The organism is Steroidobacter sp., from assembly GCF_016790065.1.
Classification (GTDB): Bacteria; Pseudomonadota; Gammaproteobacteria; order Steroidobacterales; family Steroidobacteraceae; genus Steroidobacter.
Genome location: NZ_JAEUPY010000722.1, coordinates 1 through 4499 on the forward strand (window position 1 = coordinate 1; position 4499 = coordinate 4499).

Here is a 4499-nt window from a genome sequence, read left to right on the forward strand (position 1 = left end):
CCTATGTGACCGACATACATGTCGCATACAATTGCCGGGTGAACATCCCTCCCCACAGGCGCTGCCTACAGCTTTGCTATGGCAGCCGAGCTAAGAATTAAGAGCTGGCTGTTCTCGCTCGGCTCATAACTCAGCAGCGAATAGAGATTTTTACTTCGCCGCTTGCTCGGAGTTTGGGTTTGCTCGGATTAAAGAGCTGAGCGAGTACGACACAGATGAGCGTGCTCTCCGGTTGCTCAACGACACCTCAGCGCTTTAGGCCGAAGCGGCCTCGTTCTGGTGCTCAACGACACATCATTGCTTTAGGCATCGACAGGGGTGGGTCTCTCCTGCCGGCAGCTTCGACGTACAGGGACGTGCTAGTCGCAGCAGCGCTCACCAGGGATGTGCGGCAAGCGGCGCAACGCGCCGCGGCCGTGCGCGGTGCCGGGTAGGAGAGACCCACCCCTGGCGATGCCAGCCACCGACGCCTCTTCTCCGAAACGCCGGTAATGCCTGCCACCGACGCTCCGAAATCCGACTCCGACCTCCGACCTCCGACCTCCGAACAAGCGACTCAGCGAATCGCCACCCGGGCCATCACCTCATAGTGAGGCATCGCTTCATCGGCGATGCGACGCAGCTGATCCGGCAACTCAACCGCTTTCTTAGCCGGCGACGGCGAATCAAAGCCAGTAGACCGCTCAACAGCGTCATACCAAGCCGGCGCCCAAACACCATCAGTAGCCCGCCGACCAGGCGGCCAGCGAAGCATGGAAGCATCGAACTCAATACCGAGAGCCGAGCACAACTTAGGCAGCATCGACGAAGGCGACGCAAGAACATCAGCGCAAGAAACAACCGGCGGAGCCACACCCAACCGATCAGCAACCTCGTCGAACAACTCCCGCTGCCTCACAATCCCGATATCCGCCAAACAAACCTCATCTCGTTTGAGTACATAAGACGCCAACACCGCCGCCGGGTCTCGAATCAAGAAAGCATTCCTCACCTCCCGCATCCAAGCCCGCCCAAACCCAGGCAGCATGTGATGAGTCATATGCTTTTGATAAAAGACAGCCTTCCCTTCCGGCACCGGCCCCAACAACGCCGCGGCGACCTGCCGCCAATCTTGGGGCTGCGACGCCAACACTTCAGCATTCATGGGATGAACCACCCCACTCACAGACAGGTAAGCCGCGTAAAACGGCTCATCGACCACAAACGTATCCAACCTCGCCCCGAACGATCTCATCATGGCCGTGGAAATGTTCCTCGGCCCCGACCACATCGCGATTCGAATCGGCGCAGCACTCATGACTGACCACTCGCCTGCGCATCCTTCAGCGCCTCATACAACGCACGCAGCCTGGTAGTCACGGGCCCAGGCAACGCCGCGGTTAACCGATGACCATCGATCTCCCGCACCGGCGTGAGTCCACCGAAAGTGCCAGTAACGAACGCCTCCTCCGCCGCATGCACATCAGCTAAGCAGAAATCGCCAAGCTCCAAAGGCACCCCATGCTCCTGACAAAGCCGAATCACATTCCCGCGGGTGACTCCATTGAAGCAATAGTCCCCTCGCGACGTCTTCACCACGCCGTCTCGAATAAAAAAGAAATTGGTCGCATTACAACTCGACACGAAGCCATGCGGATCGAGCATGAGCGCCTCATCCGCGCCCACCTCGATCGCCTGCAACAGCGCCAGGATCAGATTCAGCCGGCTGTGCGAATTCAATCTCATGTCGAACATATCCGCCGGCGTGCAGCGGATCGACGAGGTGTGCAGATTCAAGCCCTGCGTGACGATGTTGGGATTGGGAAGTTTGTACTCCGCGACGATGGCAATCGTCGGCCGGCCCAAGGCATTGCGGGGATCTTGATTCGGCGCCGCCTTCTCGCCGCGAGTAATCATCACTCGCAGGTGTGCGCCGTGCTGCATGCCATTGGTATCGAGCGTGCGGCGGATCTCAGCCGTCAGCGCGTCACGATCAAGCCCGATATCCAAACCAATCCGCGCAGCGCCCCAGTACAAACGATCCAGGTGCTGGTCCAGAAACAGTAGCGCGCCGTGGTGTAGGCGCAGCCCTTCCCAGATGCCATCGCCGACCACGAAGCCGCCGTCGAAAATGGAGACCTTGGCCTGATCGCGCGGCACGAGGGCGCCGTTCAAATAGATCAATGCGTTGGCATTGCGAGGATCGGGGGCGAAATCCTGACTTCCGGCCATGGCATACCTGCGAGGTGACAGCAGGTAGCCATGATTCCCAACCGGGCGGCGGGATGCAACGTCAGAGCGCGATGGCCAGGGACACCAGGTAGGCGCGAATCTCCTCGACCTCCGCCGGGCTTAGCGCCGAGCCAAAGCCGACCATGCCTTTGTCGGCGCGCACGCCGTCGATCACGATGGCCTTGAAGGCCTCACGCTCCACGATGGCGTTCGAATAGCGCAAGTCCGGAATGGCCGTGTTACTGCTCGCGTTCTCGCCGTGACACGCCATGCACACGCGGGTGTAGTTGCGATGACCGACTTCGATATCCCCTTCCGCGTTCGCTCGACGTACATCCGGCGGCCGGCGCGAAGTGGTAGCAATGAGCGCGGGCAACGCGGCCTTGCCGCCGAGCTTGAACGCAACGACTCGACCGAACTCGCTGCGTGACTGCGAGCCGACTGAGCTGCCGGCAAGCGCGACACCGCCGATACCAGCGAGCGCGACCACATATTGCTCATCGTCTAGCTCGAACGTCACGGGGCCACCGAGAATCGCGTTCTGCACATCCTGCGACCACAAGCGCACACCGGTGTCCGCCGCGTAAGCATTGAACATGCCGTCGACCGATCCTTGAAACACCAAGCTGCCGGCCGTCGATAGCAGCCCGCCGTTGCCGGCACGTTGATAATTCACACGCCACACTTCGCGCTGAGCAACTGGATCCCACGCGAGCAACATCGCCCCGCCCTTGCTCTTGGCAGCGTCAGCCACGCTCTTGGCGTTGGCGGGATCGCGAGAAACGACGACACCGGTATTCCAGGTGCGCTCGAGAAACTGAAACGCGTCGTCATGTTGGTAATAGTTCGACGTCTCCAGCGCAGGAATATAAGCAAGCTGGGTTTGCGGACTGAACGTCATCGGATACCAGTTGTGCGCGCCCAGCGGCCCCGGCGCCACCATGGCCGGCTCGCGTACATAGCGAGCTTCGGGCACGACACCCGGGCGGCCGGTTTTCGGATCGAGCCCAGTGGTCCAAGTCACGTTCACGTAATTCTTGGCGTGGATGAATTCACCGGTGGCGCGGTCGATCACAAAGAAGAAGCCGTTCTTCGGTGCCTGCATGAGCACCTGGCGCGCGCGACCGTCGATGGTGAGATCGGCCAGGATGATGTGTTGAGTCGCGGTGAAATCCCAAGACTCCGCCGGCGTCGTTTGGAAATGCCACACGTATTCGCCCGTCGCCGGCTTCAGCGCCACGATGGACGACAAAAACAAATTGTCGCCTGCGCCGTTGGAGCGAATGCGATGATTCCACGGGCTGCCGTTGCCCACGCCGATATAAAGAAGATCGAGCTGCGGATCGTAGGCCATCGAGTCCCACACCGTGCCGCCGCCACCGTACTTCCACCATTCGCCGTGCCACGTCTTCGCGGCCTTCTCCAGCACAGCGCTGTCGAAGCCGTCCTTGGGATTGCCGGGCACGGTATAGAAACGCCACAGCAGTTTGCCGTCGTTGGCATCGTAGGCGGACACGTAACCGCGCACGCCCATCTCACCGCCGCCGTTACCGATGATGACTTTGCCGCCGATCACGCGAGGTGCACCGGTGATGGTATAGCGCTTGGTGGGATCCGTAGTCTGCACCGACCAAGCTTGAGCACCAGTGGCACGATCCAGCGCGATCAAGCGGCCGTCGAGCGCGCCGACGAAGACGCGATTGCCCCACGCAGCCACGCCTCGATTGACCACGTCGCAACAAGCATCGATGGCCTTAGGGCCAGCGACTTTGGGATCGAAGCGCCACAACTCGCGTCCAGTGCGCGCATCGAGCGCGAACACTTTGCTCCAGGCCGAGGTGACATACATCGCGCCGTCGATTACCAACGGCGTGGCTTCCTGACCGCGCGTGGTGTCGAAGTCGTAGAACCACGCGAGCTTCAGCTCGCCGACGTTGGTTTGATTGATTCGAGCCAGCGGACTGAAGCGCTGCTCATCGTAAGTGCGGCCGTGACTCAGCCAATCGGCGTTATTGCTGGGAGCGGCATGCAGGCGAGCGGCATCGACCTCGGCCGCGTTCGCCGCGATCAACTGCGTCAGCGCGACGGCGACCAGTGCGCCGGATATTGCGGAGTGGAATTGCCGCATCGATCCCCCTCATTCTTATGAAGAGCATCTTAGTACGGCCGCACCCGGGCTGTAGGCCCGGGCTGAACTCAAAGAAACGTCAGGCGCCCTTGAGCGACTGGCGGGCGATGCCCAGGGCCGATTCCAGCACCTCGGCCATGCTGTCGGTGGTCTTGTAAGA

3 protein-coding genes are annotated in these 4499 nt (G+C 60.9%); all 3 read right to left on the bottom strand.

The window, feature by feature from the left end; genetic code table 11:
• Window positions 1-556: 556 nt before the first annotated feature.
• The 3 genes from JNL55_RS29425 to JNL55_RS29435 all read right to left on the bottom strand — a co-directional run bounded on the left by JNL55_RS29425 (window position 557) and on the right by JNL55_RS29435 (window position 4339).
• Window positions 557-1297, bottom strand: coding sequence for a hypothetical protein (locus tag JNL55_RS29425; RefSeq protein WP_293863044.1), 741 nt, complete (start codon window positions 1295-1297; stop codon window positions 557-559).
• A complete protein-coding gene (locus tag JNL55_RS29430) occupies window positions 1294-2211 on the bottom strand; it encodes an aminotransferase class IV (RefSeq protein ID WP_293863046.1) in 918 nt (305 codons plus the stop codon). Before JNL55_RS29430 ends, JNL55_RS29425 begins: the two co-directional genes overlap by 4 nt.
• Window positions 2212-2272: 61 nt before the next feature.
• A complete protein-coding gene (locus tag JNL55_RS29435) occupies window positions 2273-4339 on the bottom strand; it encodes a PQQ-dependent dehydrogenase, methanol/ethanol family (RefSeq protein WP_293863048.1) in 2067 nt (688 codons plus the stop codon).
• Window positions 4340-4499 lie beyond the last annotated feature (160 nt).